This is a genomic window from Haloarcula sp. Atlit-47R, assembly GCF_003665985.1.
GTDB lineage: Archaea > Halobacteriota > Halobacteria > Halobacteriales > Haloarculaceae > Haloarcula > Haloarcula taiwanensis.
Genome location: NZ_QPLQ01000004.1, coordinates 62268 through 79404, shown reverse-complemented (window position 1 = coordinate 79404; position 17137 = coordinate 62268). Strand labels below are relative to the sequence as shown.

Genomic DNA, 17137 nt, shown 5'->3' with positions numbered 1-17137 from the left:
AATCAGTCGCCGGCGAGGGCCTCGGCGACCTGTTCGGCAAGCCGGTCTCTGACTGCGTGGCTGTCGCCGGCATCGAACTGGACCTCGATGACCTGTGTCCCATCGCTCCGGACTGACTCGCCGAACCGCTCGCGGAACGCCCGGCGGTCGGCCACCCGCTCGAACTCAAGCGAATAGAGCGCCTCTGTCGGCTCGAAATCGAGACCGTGTGGCGTCCGAAACTGGTCTTCAAAGGTGGGGTGGTCCTCGATTGGGAGCATGTGGAAGATGCCGCCGCCGTCGTTGTTGACGAGGACGACCGTCGCGTCCACGCCACAGCGCCCGAGCGCGAGCAGGCCGTTCATGTCGTGGTAGTATGCCAGGTCGCCGGTGACGAGCACGAGCGGGTCCGCCGTCGCGCTGCCGGCCCCGAGCGCCGTCGACGTGATGCCGTCGATGCCGCTGGCCCCGCGGTTGCCCAGCACGGTCAGGTCGGCGTCGCGGGGCCGCCCGAAGCGGTCCACGTCCCGCACCGGCATGCTGTTGGAGACGAACAGCGTGGCTGGGTCCGGGGCCAGCGCGGCCACGTCCGCGAGAACGCCGCCCTCCCAGTAGGTTTCGGCGACGGTTTCGTCGACGGCCGCCCAGTGGACCCGTTCCGCCCCGGCGAACCGCTCGCGCCACGACTCCGAACCGCCACCCAGCGGCTCCGCCGCGAGCGCGTCAGCGGTAGCGTCGGAGTCGGCGACGAGCAGGTCTGTCGCCGTGAATTCGGCCTCCGGCCAGCCGCCGCTCGGGTCGACGACGAACTGCCGGCAGTCGGCGTCACGGAGGTAATGTCGCAGCGGCTTCGAGGTCGGTGACGCGCCAAAGCGGACGACCACGTCGGGGTCGCCCCACTCCTCGACGCCGTCGCTGCCGAGATAGCCGTCGTAGCCGCCACAGACCGGCACGTCGAGGCGGTCGACGTGGGGGCCGAACCGCAGGTCCGACAGCGGGTCCGCCAGAACGGGGAAGCCTGTCGCCGACGCCAGCCGCTCCAGCGAGTCGGCACCGAGCCCCTGGTCGGCCGGCCCGGCGACGATGAGGCCCCGTTCGGCGGTCCGGAGCGCCGCTCGAACGCGGCGCACCGTCTCCTCGTCCGGTTCGGCGACGCCCTCGCTGGTCGAGACGAACGGGCCGTCGCGGCCGGCTTCGGCCGCGTCGTCGCCGCCCGCCCAGTCGTCCGGGACGCCGGCCGGATCGTCCGCGGGCGTCGGCGTCGGTTCCAGCGGCTTCCGGAACCGACAGTTCAGGTGGACCGGGCCCGGGTCAGCGCCGGTGCTTTCGGTGAGCGCACGGGCCGCCGTGGTCCGGAGCATCCGCACCTTCCGGGGCTCGGCCTCGGGTTCGGGCATGTCCCGATACCACCGGACGGCATCGCCGTAGAGTTTCTCCTGGTCGACGGTCTGGTTCGCGCCGCTGTCGATGAGCTCCGGCGGTCGGTCCGCCGTCAACAGGAGCAGCGGGACGCCTGACTGGTTCGCCTCGATGACTGCCGGGTGGTAGTTCGCGGCCGCAGTTCCCGAGGTACAGACCAGCGGCGTCGGCTCGCCGGTCCGGCGGGCCCGGCCCAGCGCGAAGAAGGCCGCCGAGCGCTCGTCGAGGTGGGAGAACACCTCGACCTCGGGGTGTTCGGCGAAGGCCACCGTCAGCGGCGTCGAGCGGCTGCCGGGCGAGAGACACGCTGCGTCGACGCCGCCGGCGACGAGTTCGGAAACGAGTGTCTCCGCCCACAGCGTGTTGACGTTCGGCGCGGTCATTCCAGTTCGTCCAGAATCGGCCGGTACTTGAGCTGGACCTCGTCCCACTCGCGGTCGGGGTCGCTGTCGGCGACGATGCCCGCGCCCGCAAAGAGGGTCGTCTTCTGCTCCGTGGCGACGGCCGAGCGGATGCCGACGGCGAAAGTCCCGTTGCCGGCGGCGTCGACCCAGCCGATAGGGGCGGCGTACCAGCCGCGGTCGAACGCCTCAGTCTCGCGTATCGTCCGCAGCGCGGCGTCCGGCGGCAGGCCGCCGACGGCCGGCGTCGGGTGGAGCGCCTCGACAAGTGAGAGGACGTGCTCGTCGTCGTCGAGTTCGGCCGTTATCGACGTGCGCAGGTGCTGGACCGTGGCGAGCCGGCGGACCGTTCGGTCGCCGATGCGGACCGTCGAGGCGAACGGCTCCAGCTGGTCGCGTATCGCGTCGGCGACGAGCTTCTGCTCGTGGCGGTCCTTCTCGCTATCGAGGAGTTCGGCGGCGAGCCACTCGTCCTCGGCGGGCGTGTCGCCCCGGCCCGTCGAGCCGGCGAGCGCCTCTGTCCTGACGGTGCGCCCGCGGACCGAGACCAGCCGCTCCGGCGTGGCCCCGAAGAAGGTGCCGCCGGCCTCGGGCGACAGCATGAACCGGTAGCAGTCCGGGTAGGTCCGGGACAGCCGCGCCATCACGTCGGGGACCGACAGGTCGGTCTCCAGCGCGACCCTGAGACTCTGTGCGAGGACGACCTTCTGGAGGTCGCCGCAGTCGACGCTTGCGATGGCGGCCGACACCTGCTCGCGCCAGCCGTCTTGTGTTGGCGTGCGCTTCCGGTGTGAAATTCCCGGTGGGGTGCCCGGCTCGCGTTCGGTGTCTGTGGCTAGCCTGTCGCGCCACTCACCCAGTAGCGTCTCAGCTTCGGTCGCGGCCTCGGGACCTGTCGCAATCGCCGTGAGCCAGGCGTCGTCGTCTCTCCTTGTCACCTGTATCTCGGGGAGAAAAAACGCCGCGCTTGGGAACCCATCCCAGGGAGAGTCCTCCCCTTCGTGTGTTCCGTTGTGGAAAGCGAACCCGCCGAACGCTCGCGGTCGAGCGATGCTCGGGAGGCTGTCGGGAACGGAGCAGTCATCGAACAGCGCTTCGAGCGCTGTCCGAACGTCGTCGAACCGCGACTGCCCGTCGGCAGTCACAGTCGCCGCGCTCCCGCGGGCTGCGATTGATTCTGTACCGGCCGCCCAGAAGAACCGGGGGCGAGCGTCTGTCTCCAGTACCGCTCGCACCGGTGCATCGTCGAGGCGACACCCGCGTGCGACGACCGTTGTCTCACCAACCGTCGTCCCGTCACCACGCAGTGGTTCCATCAGCCATGTCTTAGGATTGCGCACCTTTGAGCCTAACTATACGCTCGATTCCGCGCACAACCGGACCGCCGCCCGGAGCCGCCGAGTTCTCGCCGTTCTGACCTGCCACGCGACGTGACAGTAACCGGATTCCGATTCGCGGAAATTAATATCTGAGTTTACGAACTTCCTCTCTCAGTTCTACAATTGTAATTCTGCAATCTCCGAACATACCCCCGTCAGGTTTAAATAGGGCATAGTCGAAGCCCCCTATGTTGCGATGCCTAAGGTAGAGATCAATATCCCGGAACACCTGGAGATGCAGATCGCGCAGCTCGTCGAAAAAGGCGAGTTCCTCAACCGCGAGGAAGCCATCGAGGACCTCCTATCGACCGGGCTCAAGGCGTACAAAACCTCCGGACCACAGGACGAAGACGAGGAACCAGGGTTCGAAGAAGACGGCATGATGGGCCACGACGACGAGTACGTCTTCTGAAAATACAGGCGTGAGCGTCTGGTATCCCTTCTCAAGCAATTCTTATGCACATGCCACCGCATACTGTAGCTATGCACAAAGACGAGCTTCTCGAGCTACACGAGCAGATGGTGACGATTATGGAGTACTTCCGCGACGACATGGACTCGGTTGACCCCGACCTGTTCGACGCCTACCAGGAACTCGACGTGCGTCCCTCCGACGTGCACAAATCGAAGAGCGAACACAAACACGCCGTGTTCGTGCTCGGAAACTCGCTGGCGACGGCGATGAGCGAAGACGAATTTTCTGACGCGGGCCGTGTCAGCAAGCGGATGAAGGAACTGGCCGAGGACGCCGAGCGGAAACTGTAAGCAGGCTGGCCCTGCGTCGGATTCTCTCGTCTTTATTTCGATCCGTCTCTCCCGTTGGCTACGACCGTTCACCGTTGAGTTCTGTGAACACCTCCGGGTCTGTTTTGAACTTCAGGACATTGTGAACGACCGAGTTCCGGACGTTCTGGATCACGTCGCCGTGTTCCTTATAGAAGTCGTGTATCCAGCGGGATTCGGCCGTTCGGCTCGGGAACATCATCACTGACTTCCACTGATATTCACCGTCGGAGAGGAAGTAAAAGAGCGTGTGCCGGTCGTCCCGGATGGACACCATCGCGTCGTGCCAGGAGTCGGCGAAATGCTCGGGATTGAACTTGAACTCGAACAGTGCGAAATTGAACAGTTCCTCGTTCGGGACGATGGTCTCCCGGAAAACGTCCGCGTCACGCATCTCTCGGATCGATTCGCTGACCGTTACGTGAGACACGTCGATGTCGTACTCGGACTCCAGCAGGTCCGCAAGCTCGCGGGACGACCGCTGGGGGTCCGCCGAGAGCTCTCGCAGAATGTACATATCCCGCTCGCTGAACTCCCAGTCCGGGGGGTTGTCGGTCATGTCAGAACTCCCGTCCCGGCGGAGGGACAGACGCGCTCAGTCACGGTACGTGTGCTCGGTCGAATCTGCGTTGGAAAGCTCGTAGACATTATCTGTCTGCTGACTACCGATTGCTGACTCAGTGGTTGCGTCGGTCACAGTAATCAACTTACTGGCCCTCGAACTCCGGGTCGCGTTTCTCGACGAACGCGGTCGTCCCTTCCTCGTGATCGGCAGTCGTGAACGCGACACCCTGCGCGGTGGCTTCGTTTTCGAGTGCCTGTTCCAGCGAACTGTCCAGGCTTCGGTTGACCAGCCGCTTGGCGTGCCCGAGTGCGACCGTCGGTCCAGCGGCGATATCCGCGACAAGCGCCGAAAACTCCGACTCGAACGTCTCTGCGTCGAACACCCGGGTAAACAGCCCGAGTTCCTCGGCCGCCGCAGCATCCAGTAGTTCGCCGGTAAACAGGAGGTCTTTGGCCTTGTTCGGGCCGACGATACGTGGAAGGAAATAGGAGACGCCGGAGTCACACGCCAGTCCGACCTGCCGGAAGCCAAAGCCGATCTGGCCGGCAGTGCTTGCGATCTGTATATCACAGGCCAGCGCGAGTCCTGCGCCGGCACCGAAGGCGGGGCCGTCGATTTTTGCGACGACTGGGAGCGGACAGCTATGGACGGTCCGAATCGCTTCGTGGAGCGACGAAACCACCAGTTCGACCTGCGTGGCCGGCGGTCGGTCGTGTTTCACGCCCTGTAACATCGCATTGATATCTCCGCCAGCGCAAAACGCCGGTCCCGCACCCTCCAGTACGACACACCGGGCGTCGCTGTCCATCACTGCTTCGAACTGCGCGGTGAGTGCGTCGGCCAACTCTGCCGACAGGGCGTTCCGCGACTCCGGCTGGTTCAGCGTTACTGTGGCGATTCCGTCGTCAACAGACAGCGTCACGGTCGCGTCTTCCATACGTTGGCCCTCGACCGGCGGCAAGATAACAGTGGTGTCCGTCAGCGCCTGCCAGACCAACATCGTTGGGCAGTACCTTTTGGCCGGGCTGGTCCGTGTATTACGTATGCGTCTCCACTGGCATCGCCGTGACCTCCGGCCGACGGACAATGCTGGCCTCGCCGCGGCGACACCGTCCGACCGGGTTGTCCCGGTGTTCGTCTTCGACAGGGCCGTGCTCGACCACGCTGGCCCACCACGGGTCGTGTTCATGCTGGACGCGCTCGACAGTTTGCGCGAGTGGTACCGCGACCGCGGCAGTGACCTGATTGTAGCTGAGGGCGACCCCACCTCCGTTTTGCCAGAGCTGGCAGCCGAGTACGGCGCCGAAAAAGTCACCTGGGGCAAGGATTACTCCGGGCTCGCACGGGAACGTGACGCGGCCGTCCGGCAAGCCCTCGACGATGCGGACGTGGCCCGCGAGGCCGTCCAGAACGCCGTGTTGCACGAACCCGGTGAGATTACGACGAACGACGGCGACCCCTACAGCGTCTTCACCTACTTTGGCCGGAAATGGCACGACCGCGAGAAGGCGGCTCCCTATGAGCCGCCGTCAGCCGACGAACTGGCCGACGTCGACGGCGATACGCTCCCGACACTGGCCGACCTCGGCTTCGAGGAACCGGAAGCGGACGTGCCAGCGGCGGGAACCGATGAAGCGCGCGCCCTGCTCAATGACTTCCTCAACGAGAACGTCTACGAGTACGAGGAGCGCCGGGACTTCCCGGCTGACGAGTGCACGTCCCGGCTCTCGGCTCATCTGAAGTTCGGTACCATCGGTATTCGCGAGGTGTACGACCGCACGCAGGACGCCAAGGAGGGGACCGGCGGCGACCGTCGCGAGTCCGTCCGTGAGTTCCAGTCCCAGCTGGCCTGGCGAGAGTTTTACACGCAAGTACTGTTTGCCCATCCCCACGTCGTCAGTTCGAACTACAAGTCCTACGAGAATCCAATAGAGTGGGAAAACGACGAAGAGCTGTTGCAGGCCTGGAAAGACGGCGAGACGGGCTATCCCATCGTCGACGCCGGAATGCGACAGCTCCGGGAGGAAGCCTACATGCACAACCGCGTCCGGATGATCGTCGCCTCCTTCCTCACCAAGGACCTACTCATCGACTGGCGGCACGGCTACGAGTGGTTCCGGGAGAAACTGGTCGACCACGACACGGCCAACGACAACGGCGGCTGGCAGTGGGCAGCCTCAACGGGGACCGACGCACAGCCCTACTTCCGCATCTTCAATCCGATGACACAGGGTGAAGACTACGACCCGAGCGCCGAGTACATCAAGGAGTACGTCCCGGAGTTACGGGACGCTGCGCCAGAAGTTATCCACGACTGGAACGAGTGCTCGCTCACACAACGGCGCAACGCTGCGCCGGAGTACCCGGACCCAGTTGTCGACCACAGTGAGCGACGCGAGCAAGCCCTCGCGATGTTCGAGCAGGCCAGAGGAGACGACTAGGGCGGCTTCGTTCTGCTTTGCTGAACTCTCCCGGGCGCTTACACGCGAAACGAAGGCGCTCGATAGCGTCTCTGCCACGGGCCGTCACCGCTCTGTCTCGCTGTCCTTGTCTAGTGCTACCAAATGGCTCCTAAACGTTTAACAGGCAGCCGCGCGACAGATATTGATGGAGGCGTTTTCATATGTCCGAACACTCAAATCCCGAACTGCCACCGCTCCCGTACGACTACGACGCACTGGAGCCACACATCTCCGAGCAGGTGCTCACCTGGCACCACGACACCCACCACCAGGGGTACGTAAACGGCCTCGAATCGGCCGAGGAGACGCTCGCCGAGAACCGCGAGTCCGGTGACTTCGGCTCGAGCGCTGCTGCGATGGGCAACGTCACCCACAACGGCTGTGGGCACTATCTCCACACGCTGTTCTGGGAGAACATGGACCCCAACGGCGGCGGTGAGCCGGAGGGTGCCCTCCGTGACCGCATCGAGGAGGACTTCGGCTCTTACGAAGGCTGGAAAGGCGAGTTCGAAGCCGCCGCATCTGCCGCCGGCGGCTGGGCGCTGCTCGTGTACGACCCCGTTGCCAAGCAACTGCGCAACGTGCCGGTCGACAAGCACGACCAGGGCGCACTCTGGGGCTCCCATCCCATCCTCGCGCTCGACGTCTGGGAGCACTCCTATTACTACGACTACGGTCCCGCCCGCGGTGACTTCATCGACGCCTTCTTCGAGGTCGTCGACTGGGACAAGGCTGCTGAAGAGTACGAGAAGTCGGTCAGTCACTTCGAGTAAGGGACGACCATCGACGTTTTTTGCAGCGGTGCTGGTCCTCTGAGCGCTATCTGAACCGATAGCGAGTAGTTCAACGTTAATATCTAACGACGGCAACAAAAAATATCGATGCGCTCGTAGCAGACTACGGAACAGCAGGGTTACGGGAGGATATAGTTTTATAAGATGTGCATCACTGGTAAGTGGTATGTCTCGCGATACCAATCGGCGAGCATTCCTGAAGCGAACCGGGGCGATAAGCACTGTCGGTCTGCTCGGCGGATTAGCAGGCTGTTCGACTGAACAGACCGGCGGAGATGGCGGAGACGGCGGGGACGGGGGTGATGGCGGAATGACCGGAACCGGGACCGAGTCCGGTGGCGACAGCGGTCCGGAGTCTCCGGACGTGCTGATGGTCGTCGGCTACCCCCAGAGTGGTGTCCAACTGTTCAAGGACTTCTATGCCGACTATGGCGACGACGCCGCCGATATCCTCGTCACCGACGGACTGCAGGACGGGGAGCTGCCGAGCAACGTCGGCAACGATATGTCGAACGCCCGTGGCACGGCCCCGTCGGCGGCCGGTCCCGGCGTCGATACGTTCACCGACCTGTTCACCTCCGAATTCGATTACGACGAGGCCGGCGTGTTCACCTCACAGGCCTACGACGCGACGGCAGTTCAGATTCTCGCGAACGTGCTGGCCGGCGAAAACGACGGACAAGCCGTCCGGAATCACATGCGCGTCGTCGCCAACCCCGGGGGTGACACGTACGGTCCCTCCGAACTGCCAGCGGCCGTCGAAGCGGCCGCCGCGGGCGAGAACATCCAGTACGAGGGGGCGTCGAGTGCAGTCAATTTCGACGAAAACGGGGACATGGCCTCCGCGCAGTATCAGGTCTTTGGCTTCCAGGACGGCGGTGGCATCGAATCGCTCAGCACCGTCGACTTCAACGCTGGCGACGACATCCCGCAGCCGGAACCAAACGGCTCCGGGAGCGACTCCGGACGGACGATCCGGTTCGGTGTGCTGATGCCCGAGACCGGCGATCTCGGGCCGCTCGGAAGGCCAATCCGCGACGGCGCGATACTTCCGGCCCTGCAACTCGAAGGCGAGGTCGACTTCGAGTTCGACTATCAGGTCGGTGACACCCAGACGCAGGCGCAGGCGGGCATCGACGCGGCCAACTCACTGGTCAGTGCGGGCTATCCGTCTATCACCGGTGCGGCCAGCTCCGAAACGTCGATACAGGTCGCCAGGAACGTGCTCATCGACAGCGGCGTCGTCGGCTGTTCGCCGGCGTCCACGTCGCCGACGATTACCGACCTCGAAGACAACGACTACATGTTCCGTACCCCACCCAGCGACGCCCTGCAGGGGCAGGTCCTGGCGCAAGTCGGCGTGGACGAACTCGGTGCCGAGACTGCATCGACGCTGTACGTGAACAACAGCTACGGGCAGGCGTTGCAGGAGGCGTTTGCCGGCGCGTTCGAAGCGGAGGGCGGAACCATCGTCAATCAGGTCGGCTTCGAGCAACAACAGTCGTCCTACACGTCTGAGATCAACAGTGCGATGAACCAGTAACGGGGCCGCAGCGCCGACCGTTTTTATTTATCCGCCAAGGAAGTCCTGTCGAACCTGCTCGTCGTTGAGGAGAACCGTTCCGTCGTCTTCGTAGCGGTTCTGCCCCTGTACGAGCACGTAACCCCGATCACACCGCCGAAGTGCCTCTTTTGCGTTTTGCTCGACCATCAGAATAGCCGTGCCGTCGTCATTGATGCGGTCGATGCGGTCGAACATATCGTCAACGAGGTCGGGAGCGAGCCCGGCGGACGGCTCGTCGAGCAACAGCAGGTCGGGGTCGAGCATCAGCGCCCGGCCCATGGCGAGCATCTGCTGTTGGCCGCCCGACAGCGTCCCGGCCGACTGGTCGGACCGCTCCCGGAGAATCGGGAACCGCTCGTACACGTCCTCGATCCGGCCTTCCGGCACCTCGTCGAGGATGTACGCGCCCATCTCGAGGTTCTCGCGGACACTCAGTGAGCCGAACACGTTGCCGGTCTGGGGGACGTAGCTGATTCCCTCGTAAATGATTTCGTCGGGATTTCGCTGACTGATATCGGTCCCGTCGAAGATGACATCCCCGCCCATGTACGTCGTCAGGCCGAAGACGGACTTCATCACCGTCGACTTGCCGGCCCCGTTCGGGCCGACGATGACGACGTACTCGCCGTCCGCAACGTCCATGTGGACGTCACTCAGGACCTGCAGGTCGCCGTAGCCCGCATCGAGGTCCCGGATGGCGAGAAGTCGCTCGGCTGGGTTAGGGAGCGTGACAGTCTCGGACTCCGTTGCACGCTGGCTCATACGTCACCTCCCAGATACGCCTCGAGTACCCGCTCGTCCGACTTGATGGTCTCGGCGTCCCCTTCGGCGAGGACGCTCCCCTGGTGCATGACGATGATGTGTTCGCAGTTGTTCATAATGACATCCATGTCGTGTTCGACCAGCAGGAAGGTCAGGCCCTGCTCTCGGCGGAGTTCGTGGATCCGCTCCAGCAACTTCTCTTCGAGCGTCGGATTGACGCCGGCGAGCGGTTCGTCCAGCAGGATCATCTCGGGGTCGGTCATCAGGACCCGCGCCATCTCAAGCAGTTTTCGCTGGCCGCCCGACAGATTGCCGGCGTTCTCGTGTGCGAGGTGATCGATCTCGAAGAACTCCAGCGTCTCCCACGCGCGGTCGCGAACGGCGGTCTCGTCCGCGATCACGTCGCCGCGAAGCCCCGGCGTCACCGACCGGATGACCGATTCACCGACCTGCCCGCCCGGCGCGAGCATTACGTTCTCTATGACGGTCATGTCGGACAGTTCGCGGGCGATCTGGAACGTCCGGACTAGCCCGCGGTTTGCGAGCGTGTACGGCGCGAGCCCGGTGATATTCTGGCCGTCAAAGGTAACCCGACCGCCAGTCGGCTCGTGGATGCCCGTGATGCAGTTGAACGTCGTCGACTTGCCGGCCCCGTTCGGCCCGATGAGGCCAGTGAGCGACCCCTCTGCGACGGAGAACGTCGCCCCGTCGACCGCGACGACGCCACCGAACTCCTTGCGGAGGCCGTCGACTTCCAGCAGTGGCGACTCGATCGCGTCGCTCGTGACGGCGGTCTCCTGTCGCGGTGCAGCATCAGGTTCACTCATCTGCCTCACCTCCTGACCCTGACTGCGATCTATCGAGGCGCACGCTCGTTGCGGGTTCGTTCCGGTGGCCAAGCAGCCCCTCTGGCTGGTTCTGAATGATGTATATCAGCACGACGCCGATGAGAACGAACCGGAGCGTACTGACGTTGCTAATGGTGTATGCGAGGAGAGGAAGTGGATCCAGCGACCCGAGCCCGGCGACTGCGTCGATGATGTTGCCGGGTGCGCGAGTGCCGCCAAGAGTGACGTTCTCGCCCAGTCGGGCGGGCAGGTAGAACAGCAGCCCGGAGAACGTCGCTGCGCCGATGATACTCCCGGTGTTGGAGCCGGAGCCGCCGATGATGAGCGCCGCGAACACGTAGAACGTAATCGTCGGTCTGAACTGCTGCGGGCTGACGTAGCCCGCCTGTCCGCGGAACAGGACGCCGGCCAGCCCCATCAGCGCACAGCCGATCATGAACGTCTTGATTTTGAACAGCCGGGTGTCCTTGCCCAGTGACTGGGTCACGGTCTCGTCCTCGCGGATCGCTTTCAGCACGCGGCCGAACGGCGAATTGGTGATTCGAGCGAGCACCCAGTAGCTCGCGGCCACGACCAGCAAGAGGAGTATTCCGTACGTGAGGTTCGCCAGGTTCGGCCCGGAGACGCCGACACCCTCCGCAGCGGTAACGAGTGGCTGCCCGACGCCGTTGATAAGCGTCGACGCCACCTCGTTCGCGGACTTGAACGAGATACCAGTCGCGCCGCCGGTTCCGAACGGCACCCCGAACAGCGAGACCTCGGCGAGGCCGTTCCAGTTGACGATAAGCCGGATGATCTCGGAGAACGCAACCGTCACGATGGCGAGGTAGTCTGCTTTCAGTCGAAGCGCCGGTAGCGCTGCGAGGCCGCCGACGATAGCGGCCATCACCATGCCGCCGATGAGGCCGAACCACAGCGGGAGGCCGAAGCCCGGGACCGCCCCGGCAGCCGGGTCAGTTGGCGCGGTGAGCACCGCCGTCGTGTACGCGCCGACGGCCATGAACCCCGCGATGCCGATATTGAACAGGCCGGTGTATCCCCACTGGAGATTCAGCGCCAGCGCGAGGATGGCATAGCCACCGATAAGGACGGTCACGCTGCCGACGAAGCCGGCGGCGAGGTTCGTCCAGTTCGCACCGCCGACAGCGATTGCCAGCACGAGCATGACGGCCCAGATACTGGCGATGAAGCCGAGAACTAGCCCTACGTCTGGGAGTGCGTCCAGACGGTCTCGAACAGTATCAACAGTACTCATGCTGTCGACACCCCCCCGAAGATGCCGGACGGGCGCAACAGCAAGACGACGATGAGCACCAGAAACGCGGAAGCCCGGGTCAGCCCAGATGGCAACCAGATCAGGGCCAGACTGTCAACCAACCCGATGAGGACGCCGCCGGCCATCGCCCCGTATATCGAGCCGATACCGCCGACGATAACGGCGGCAAAGATGAGCAACAGCAGTATCCAACCGAAATTGAACGCGATGGTGCCGCTTTCCAGAACAAGGAGGTAGCCGCCGATGCCCGCCAGGCCGCCACCGAGAATCCAGGTGAGCCGGATCACGCGTTCAGTCGGAATCCCGGTCACGCGTGCGAGATCCTCGTTGTCAGCCATCGCCCGCATTGCTTTGCCCAGTTTCGTCCGCTGTAGCAGAAGGTGGACGCCGAGCATCAGCAGGACCGACACTACCAGCAGAGTGATTTCGTTGTCGGTCACCGAGACCATCGAGAAAGCGGTCACCCGAAGCCCGCCGCTTGCGACCCCACTGGTCTGCGTGCCGAAGACGAACGCGATGAGATAGCGCAGCGCGAGCGCGACGCCGATTGACGCAATCAACAACGAGATGTTGTCCGTGTCGCGCATGGGGCGATAGGTGAGGCGGTCGATAAGTAACACGATACCGATGGACCCGACGCCGGCGATGACGAGACCCAGAAGCACCGGACCGAACGTCGAAACGGTGCTCAACTGCCGTCCCGAGTTAAGCATAAACAGCTCTGAAATCGGGGCTCCGGTCCCGAGGCCAGCGGTGATATACGCGGCGACCCATCCCAGGAACGCCCCGACAGTCACCGTGTCCCCATGTGCGAAGTTAGCGAAGTCGAGGATGCTGTATGTCATCGACAGGCCGATTCCGGCGAGTCCAACCGCTAGTCCGACGAGCAGCCCGTCCACCACCATCGAGAGCAACGAGCCCACAGTGAGGGAGCCACCCAGCAACTTGGTTCCGAGGAAGAACACGGTTGTCCCAGCGAGCTTTGCAACTAAATCCAGCAAGAGGAAGCCACTTACAGCGGCTACCACTGCTGCGCCCGGCCGATCGCCCACCACTACGCGGCCGTCTCTTGCGAACTCAGCAATTCCCATAGGTTACCGTTCGTTGGACCCTCCTCTCTAAATAACCCACCGGAAATTTATGCGAAATACCGGTGTAGAAGCCAAGACACCGGTGTCAAAACAGGAATCGCCCCCTCCCATGGTCACGTGTTAGACGAGAGACAACCGATACCACGGGACGGAGTGCCGATTGAATCTACTTCGAACCCGGTGAGGGCTGTGAGATCGAGCGCCCGCACGGCGCGCGACACCGGTTTCGGTCACCAGCACCTTCGTTGTACTCGTATCGAGAAATCACCGGACACCGGCCCGATACTGACTGAGAACAGTGCTATTCACAGCGCTTTTATGCGGTCCATCGATGATATACGACAGATGGTACGCCTGGTCGTCGCCAGTCTCGTGCTGGTTCTCTTGCTGGGAAGCGGTGCCGCGCCGCTGGCGGTGGCACAGCCGACCGACGAGAGCGTCGGCGTCCAGACGCCAGACAGGTTCGACCGGACGACGTTCCAGGTCACGCTGTATCAGAACGGGTCCGCGGAGTGGGCTATCCTCCACAGGACCCCGCTCACGAACGAGTCCGAGCAACAGCAGTTCGAGGAGTTCGCCGCGGAGTTCGAGCAGTCAGAGCAGCCATTATACCAGAACTTCGTCAGGCAGTCGACGCTGCTGACGCAGTACGGGACGAACGTGACCGGCCGGAACATGAGTGCGACCGACTACGACCGGTCGGCAACGGTCGACCCGCTCCAGAACACTGGGACGGTGAAGATGTCGTTCCGCTGGCATAATTTCGCGGTCGTCGAGGGCGATGCAGTGGTTGTCAGCGACGTATTCGACGGCGGGTTCTACATCGGGTCGAGTCAGTCGTTCGTCTTTGAGCGCGGCCCCGAACTGACGTTCGTCGATGTCCAGCCGGACCCGGACTCACAGAGCGCCCCTGACTCGCTCGAAAACAGCGCGAGTGTCACGTGGAACGGCGAGCAGTCGTTCAACGACCGCCGGCCCTACGTGGAACTGGAACCGCGCGAGACCGGGCAGAATACCGAGACGGAGCGCGGTACCACGGCGGCTGCCGACGCCCCTGACGGGTCCAGTGGCGGGCCATCGTGGATGCTCCCGGCTGTCGTCATCTTTATCGCCCTCGTCGCCGGCGGTGCGGCCGCGTGGCGGTCCGGCGCGCTGGGACAGGTGCTGGGAACCGACGACGACGAACCGCCCGCTTCGACACCGTCAGCCGCTGCGGCCACGGAGCAGCCGTCGTCGGCTCCGCCGGGCGATGCAACAGCGGACACCGATACGCCCGACGAACCGGCGGTCCCTGACGAGGAGTTACTCACCGACAGCGACCGCGTCCGCAAGCTGCTGGAGGAGAACGGCGGCCGAATGAAGCAGGTGGATATCGTCGACAGCACCGACTGGTCGAAGTCGAAAGTGAGCATGCTCCTCTCTGACATGGAAGACGACGGCGATATCTCGAAGCTCAGGGTCGGCCGCGAGAACATAATCAGCCTCGCCGGTCAGGAACCCGACGCCGCTGGATCACCGTTTGACGATGAGTGATACGTCCGGCTGTGCGTCCGTGTGACATTTCGCTACCGCAGAGAGCTGGTAATAGTTACAGCGACCAGTATGATAAACCAGCACAGGGCGGGGCTGAAACGCAATGATTATACGTATCTCCTCGCTACGAAGTTGTGTACGCTCCGTTGGTGTAGTCCGGCCAATCATATCACCCTCTCACGGTGATGACTAGGGTTCAAATCCCTGACGGAGCATTTCTCTCCGATTCACTGAAACCGCTAAGTGCTGTGACCGACAGTATTTGTGTCCCCCAGTCCAAGCAGGCGGTATGCGCGTCGCGGTAGTCACGGTCGGAGACGAACTGCTCAGTGGCGAGACGGTCAACACGAACGCCGCGTGGCTGGGAAAACAGCTCGCGGAGCGGGGCGTCACTGTCGGACGGACGACGGTCGTCCCCGACGAGGTCGCGGACATCGCCCGCGTGGTCAACGAGTACCACGCGGAGTTCGATGCCGTCATCGTCACCGGCGGCCTCGGACCGACGCACGACGACAAAACCATCGAGGCCGTCGCCGCGGCGTTCGGCCGGGAGGTCGTCGAGAGCGAGGACGCCATCGCGTGGCTGGAGGAACACGGCGGGTATACGCGCGACGACCTGACCGATGGGACCGGCGAGGTGCCGGAGGGGTCCCGTGTCTTGTCCAATCACGAGGGCGTCGCACCCGGCTGTGTCGTCGAGAGCTGTTACGTCTTGCCGGGCGTGCCGGCCGAGATGAAGCGGATGTTCGAGGAGGTCGCCGACGAGTTCACCGGCGAGCAGCGGTACGTGCGCACCGTCGACGCCGATGAGCCCGAGAGCGCGCTGCTCGACCGACTCGCGGAGGTACAGGAGCAGTTCCCGGTCAAGGTCGGTAGCTATCCGGGCGACCACGTGACCGTCCGGTTCGAGGGGACAGAGGAGAAGCTAGTCGAGGAGGCAGCGGCGTGGTTCAGCGAGCGCGTCGACTCACCAACGGCGGAGTGACTACCGGTAGAGATGGTTCAGCCAGAGAAACGTAAGCAGCAGGCCACCGAGCGTGATGACTGCGCCGGACGCGTTGATGATTCCTGTCTGGACGCCACTCTGGAGTACGACTGACATAGCTGTGCGTTCTGCGTGGGGTGGCTTGAAAGGCACGCTCCCGGGCCGCTTTTGCCGCAGGGTCGCGTAGTGACGGCGAATGCGACGAATCGGTGTCGTGGTCAACCCCATCGCTGGCATGGGCGGCCGCGTCGGCCTCAAGGGCACTGACGGGAAAGTCGACGAGGCGCGCCGCCGTGGTGCGGAGCAACGCGCACCGGACCGGGCACGGATCGCGCTGGAATCGCTCGCCCAGGTTGGGGCGGATGTGGAACTGCTCACGTACGGTGACCCGATGGGTGCGGATATCGCTCGCGAGGTAGGATTCGACCCGACTGTTGTCGGCGCTCCGGCAACCGCCGACGAGACGACGAGCGAGGACACGCGGGCGGCGGTCCGGGCCTTCGTCGAGGCTGACGCGGACGTGATTCTGTTCGTCGGCGGCGATGGCACGGCCGTGGACGTGGCGATGACCCTCGACGAACTGGGCGCGACGATCCCGATTCTCGGGGTGCCGGCGGGCGTCAAGGTGTACTCCTCCGTGTTCGGCGTGTCGCCGCGGGCGGCCGGCCGCATCGTCGCCCGCTTCTCTGAGACGGAGCGTGCGGAGGTCAACGACATCGACGAGGACGCCTTCAGGGGCGGGGAGGTCGTCACGGAACTGCGGGCGGTCGCCACGGTCCCCGTCGCCGACCAGCGCCAGTCGGCCAAGCAGCTGGGCGGCGGGAGCGTCGGGTCCCTCGCAGAGAGCGTCGCCGACGCCGTCGAACCAGGCGTCACGTACATTCTTGGTCCGGGGAGCACTGTCGGCGCTATCAAAGGTGAAATCGGATTCGACGGGACGACCCTTGGTGTCGATGTGTGGCGCGACGGAGAGGTACTCGTCCGCGACGCTGCCGAATCGGACATTCTCGATGCTCTCGGCGACCGGAATATCATCGTTGTCTCGCCCATCGGCGGGCAGGGGTTCGTGTTCGGCCGGGGGAACCAACAGTTGTCGCCGGCGGTCATCAGGCAGTGTGACCTCGAAGTGGTCGCTTCGCGGCGGAAGCTGGACGGCATCGGCACGCTCCGTGTCGACACTGGCGACTCGGAATTAGACGAGGAACTGCGCGGCTGGCTGCGGGTCCGCGTCGGGCGTCACGAGCGGAGACTTGTCGAAGTCGTCTGACGCTTCCACAGTCGAGGGCGGCAGGCCAT

General features: G+C 64.0%; 16 protein-coding genes and 1 tRNA gene. 9 read left to right on the top strand and 8 right to left on the bottom strand.

Features of this window, described 5'->3' with window-relative positions:
• Positions 1–2: 2 nt before the first annotated feature.
• Both menD and DVK00_RS15170 read right to left on the bottom strand, forming a co-directional pair.
• Positions 3–1781, bottom strand: a complete 1779-nt coding sequence (gene menD, locus DVK00_RS15175) for a 2-succinyl-5-enolpyruvyl-6-hydroxy-3-cyclohexene-1-carboxylic-acid synthase (protein WP_121537564.1) — start codon at positions 1779–1781, stop codon at positions 3–5.
• On the bottom strand, positions 1778–3115 hold the full coding sequence (locus DVK00_RS15170; protein ID WP_101350024.1) for an isochorismate synthase MenF: 1338 nt from the start codon (positions 3113–3115) through the stop codon (positions 1778–1780). The genes menD and DVK00_RS15170 overlap by 4 nt, the downstream gene beginning before the upstream one ends.
• Before the next feature lie 259 nt (positions 3116–3374).
• Between DVK00_RS15170 and DVK00_RS15165 the strand changes: the two genes are divergently transcribed.
• Positions 3375–3590: a ribbon-helix-helix domain-containing protein gene (locus DVK00_RS15165; RefSeq protein ID WP_004517946.1), complete on the top strand. Its 216-nt coding sequence runs from the start codon at positions 3375–3377 to the stop codon at positions 3588–3590.
• A 71-nt stretch (positions 3591–3661) separates the two neighbouring features.
• Positions 3662–3943, top strand: a complete 282-nt coding sequence (locus tag DVK00_RS15160; protein WP_004517945.1) for a UPF0058 family protein — start codon at positions 3662–3664, stop codon at positions 3941–3943.
• Between the two features lie 58 nt (positions 3944–4001).
• On the opposite strand, the gene DVK00_RS15155 is transcribed toward DVK00_RS15160, so the two are convergent.
• Positions 4002–4520, bottom strand: coding sequence for an Lrp/AsnC family transcriptional regulator (locus tag DVK00_RS15155; protein WP_101350023.1), 519 nt, complete (start codon positions 4518–4520; stop codon positions 4002–4004).
• A 148-nt stretch (positions 4521–4668) separates the two neighbouring features.
• The gene (locus tag DVK00_RS15150) at positions 4669–5526 is read right to left on the bottom strand and encodes an enoyl-CoA hydratase/isomerase family protein (protein WP_101350022.1); all 858 of its coding nucleotides are present in this window, start codon (positions 5524–5526) and stop codon (positions 4669–4671) included.
• 43 nt (positions 5527–5569) lie between these two features.
• Between DVK00_RS15150 and DVK00_RS15145 the strand changes: the two genes are divergently transcribed.
• From DVK00_RS15145 to DVK00_RS15135, 3 genes are all read left to right on the top strand, one after another.
• Positions 5570–6967, top strand: a complete 1398-nt coding sequence (locus tag DVK00_RS15145) for a deoxyribodipyrimidine photo-lyase (RefSeq protein WP_121512331.1) — start codon at positions 5570–5572, stop codon at positions 6965–6967.
• 182 nt (positions 6968–7149) lie between these two features.
• Positions 7150–7761, top strand: a complete 612-nt coding sequence (gene sod, locus DVK00_RS15140) for a superoxide dismutase (protein ID WP_053968142.1) — start codon at positions 7150–7152, stop codon at positions 7759–7761.
• A 187-nt stretch (positions 7762–7948) separates the two neighbouring features.
• Positions 7949–9325, top strand: coding sequence for an ABC transporter substrate-binding protein (locus DVK00_RS15135; protein WP_101350020.1), 1377 nt, complete (start codon positions 7949–7951; stop codon positions 9323–9325).
• 27 nt (positions 9326–9352) lie between these two features.
• On the opposite strand, the gene DVK00_RS15130 is transcribed toward DVK00_RS15135, so the two are convergent.
• Genes DVK00_RS15130 through DVK00_RS15115 form a run of 4 tightly spaced genes read right to left on the bottom strand, consistent with a single transcriptional unit; the run spans position 9353 to position 13323 of the window.
• Positions 9353–10108, bottom strand: coding sequence for an ABC transporter ATP-binding protein (locus DVK00_RS15130; RefSeq protein WP_121512332.1), 756 nt, complete (start codon positions 10106–10108; stop codon positions 9353–9355).
• The gene (locus DVK00_RS15125) at positions 10105–10935 is read right to left on the bottom strand and encodes an ABC transporter ATP-binding protein (protein WP_101350018.1); all 831 of its coding nucleotides are present in this window, start codon (positions 10933–10935) and stop codon (positions 10105–10107) included. Before DVK00_RS15125 ends, DVK00_RS15130 begins: the two co-directional genes overlap by 4 nt.
• The gene (locus tag DVK00_RS15120) at positions 10928–12211 is read right to left on the bottom strand and encodes a branched-chain amino acid ABC transporter permease (protein ID WP_101350017.1); all 1284 of its coding nucleotides are present in this window, start codon (positions 12209–12211) and stop codon (positions 10928–10930) included. Before DVK00_RS15120 ends, DVK00_RS15125 begins: the two co-directional genes overlap by 8 nt.
• Positions 12208–13323: a branched-chain amino acid ABC transporter permease gene (locus DVK00_RS15115; RefSeq protein ID WP_121577956.1), complete on the bottom strand. Its 1116-nt coding sequence runs from the start codon at positions 13321–13323 to the stop codon at positions 12208–12210. Before DVK00_RS15115 ends, DVK00_RS15120 begins: the two co-directional genes overlap by 4 nt.
• Positions 13324–13641: 318 nt before the next feature.
• On the opposite strand from DVK00_RS15115, the gene DVK00_RS15110 reads away from it, so the two are divergent.
• The 4 genes from DVK00_RS15110 (at position 13642) to DVK00_RS15095 (ending at position 17108) form a co-directional block, all read left to right on the top strand.
• Positions 13642–14856, top strand: a complete 1215-nt coding sequence (locus DVK00_RS15110; protein WP_101350015.1) for a hypothetical protein — start codon at positions 13642–13644, stop codon at positions 14854–14856.
• 140 nt (positions 14857–14996) lie between these two features.
• Positions 14997–15071: transfer RNA gene (locus DVK00_RS15105), tRNA-Glu, on the top strand.
• Between the two features lie 74 nt (positions 15072–15145).
• Positions 15146–15841, top strand: a complete 696-nt coding sequence (locus DVK00_RS15100) for a molybdopterin-binding protein (RefSeq protein WP_121577955.1) — start codon at positions 15146–15148, stop codon at positions 15839–15841.
• A gap of 196 nt (positions 15842–16037) precedes the next feature.
• On the top strand, positions 16038–17108 hold the full coding sequence (locus DVK00_RS15095; RefSeq protein WP_121512336.1) for an ATP-NAD kinase family protein: 1071 nt from the start codon (positions 16038–16040) through the stop codon (positions 17106–17108).
• The last annotated feature ends 29 nt before the right edge of the window (positions 17109–17137 follow it).

Coding starts and splice junctions, on each gene's coding strand:
- menD (WP_121537564.1), bottom strand. CDS start 1,781: ATGACCGCGCCGAACGTCAACACGCTGTGGGCGGAGACACTCGTTTCC.
- DVK00_RS15170 (WP_101350024.1), bottom strand. CDS start 3,115: ATGGAACCACTGCGTGGTGACGGGACGACGGTTGGTGAGACAACGGTC.
- DVK00_RS15165 (WP_004517946.1), top strand. CDS start 3,375: ATGCCTAAGGTAGAGATCAATATCCCGGAACACCTGGAGATGCAGATC.
- DVK00_RS15160 (WP_004517945.1), top strand. CDS start 3,662: ATGCACAAAGACGAGCTTCTCGAGCTACACGAGCAGATGGTGACGATT.
- DVK00_RS15155 (WP_101350023.1), bottom strand. CDS start 4,520: ATGACCGACAACCCCCCGGACTGGGAGTTCAGCGAGCGGGATATGTAC.
- DVK00_RS15150 (WP_101350022.1), bottom strand. CDS start 5,526: ATGTTGGTCTGGCAGGCGCTGACGGACACCACTGTTATCTTGCCGCCG.
- DVK00_RS15145 (WP_121512331.1), top strand. CDS start 5,570: ATGCGTCTCCACTGGCATCGCCGTGACCTCCGGCCGACGGACAATGCT.
- sod (WP_053968142.1), top strand. CDS start 7,150: ATGTCCGAACACTCAAATCCCGAACTGCCACCGCTCCCGTACGACTAC.
- DVK00_RS15135 (WP_101350020.1), top strand. CDS start 7,949: ATGTCTCGCGATACCAATCGGCGAGCATTCCTGAAGCGAACCGGGGCG.
- DVK00_RS15130 (WP_121512332.1), bottom strand. CDS start 10,108: ATGAGCCAGCGTGCAACGGAGTCCGAGACTGTCACGCTCCCTAACCCA.
- DVK00_RS15125 (WP_101350018.1), bottom strand. CDS start 10,935: ATGAGTGAACCTGATGCTGCACCGCGACAGGAGACCGCCGTCACGAGC.
- DVK00_RS15120 (WP_101350017.1), bottom strand. CDS start 12,211: ATGAGTACTGTTGATACTGTTCGAGACCGTCTGGACGCACTCCCAGAC.
- DVK00_RS15115 (WP_121577956.1), bottom strand. CDS start 13,323: ATGGGAATTGCTGAGTTCGCAAGAGACGGCCGCGTAGTGGTGGGCGAT.
- DVK00_RS15110 (WP_101350015.1), top strand. CDS start 13,642: ATGCGGTCCATCGATGATATACGACAGATGGTACGCCTGGTCGTCGCC.
- DVK00_RS15100 (WP_121577955.1), top strand. CDS start 15,146: ATGCGCGTCGCGGTAGTCACGGTCGGAGACGAACTGCTCAGTGGCGAG.
- DVK00_RS15095 (WP_121512336.1), top strand. CDS start 16,038: ATGCGACGAATCGGTGTCGTGGTCAACCCCATCGCTGGCATGGGCGGC.